Genomic DNA, 1,270 nt, shown 5'->3' with positions numbered 1-1,270 from the left:
TGAGGGTACCGGCAGCGACCCTCCTTCCTCCACCTCGTTATCTCAAAGTGCTGCGGTTATTGTCTGACATCAGGATAAAAAATAACAAGTGATTGCGTCGCGCGTTTACGCGGCTGGGACGGCTTACGCTGCCGCTTCAGCCGCCGTAAAGCTAATCGTTATTTGTTTTCTTCGGCACATAATGTAGATTGTAGATCTTTTGCTGGCTAAATGGATCAAAGCAAAGAGAGTAAAAATGTCATTGGTGAAAGTAAACTTTTTAAGTCCAAAAGAACTTCGTGGAGGTTGGGCCGCATTGGCCGCTGTAATGGCTGCAAGAGGTTGGGGAGATGATGTTTATGCCACTGGTACCCAATGGCTTTATCATGATGGCGGTGGTAATTGGGCTTGCCTTCGATTTAAAGAAAAGAATAAGTCTATCTTGATCGGGCATGATCATGAATATACAGAAACCTTTTACGGGAAGGCAGCAGAATATTTTGAAGAAGAGGAAACGGATATTTTGGCGGGAGCTCCCGATTGGTGGAGTTTTGATCTAAATCCGATGCCGCATGGAGAATGGATTGGGTTTGTCTATGGTTGGGATGGAGAGAAATGGCAAAGATCAAACTATGATAAAGATGATGGTTTTGAATCCCTAGACTTAATTGGGGGACTATGTATCGAAGATCTTGAGTCTTTAAGGCTTTATGCTCAAGATGCTCCCGGCTTAAATGGCAACCCCCCTAATGATAATGATTTAAAGGCCCTGATATTAGCGGATGCCAATATTACACGAGAGCAGCTTGAGGTCGTGACACCTGGCTGGGATATTGATGCCGGTGTAGCTGCGGCAAGGAGATTTTTAGAAATAAATGTGTAAAATACCAATAGAAAAAAGCTGAATAAGGACGTTTCGCTCCGTGGCTCATTTGTGCGCTCGCTACGCTCACTATTGCGCAAATGCTCCACTCCATAAAATGCCTCTGAGCTTGTCGTTGATACCGTGGAAACAGTTCCGGAATCCACCATCTCGCTCTGATAGCATCAGGATATTGCAGACTGACAAGGACCCGTCCCATGCCCCGATTCAGGCACTACAACTACGACCAGCATTCGATGGTCGTGATCAACTACCAGGACCAGCTCCAGACCGGAACGAGCTTTTCTACAGCCTCGTTAGCTACCATTAGGAGCACTCATGAGTGAATCAATGAAGTGGACCCCAAATTTTGGACAGGTGCCTAAGCTCTGATTCATCATCTCCACAAGGAGGAGAATCATGAGCAAG

The 1,270-nt window shown here is 45.9% G+C and carries 1 protein-coding gene; it reads left to right on the top strand.

The annotated features are described in order from the left end of the window. The first annotated feature begins 235 nt into the window (after positions 1-235). Positions 236-862, top strand: coding sequence for a hypothetical protein (locus tag MLD24_RS21460; protein WP_248169374.1), 627 nt, complete (start codon positions 236-238; stop codon positions 860-862). Positions 863-1,270 lie beyond the last annotated feature (408 nt).

It is taken from the genome of Marinobacter xestospongiae (assembly GCF_023156385.1).
GTDB classification, from domain to species: Bacteria; Pseudomonadota; Gammaproteobacteria; order Pseudomonadales; family Oleiphilaceae; genus Marinobacter; species Marinobacter xestospongiae.
Note: the sequence above shows the minus strand (reverse complement) of the source record. Positions and strands in the feature narration are given on the sequence as shown.

What these genes read in the sequence shown, in the direction of transcription:
- MLD24_RS21460 (WP_248169374.1), top strand. Translation starts at nt 236, where the DNA reads ATGTCATTGGTGAAAGTAAACTTTTTAAGTCCAAAAGAACTTCGTGGA.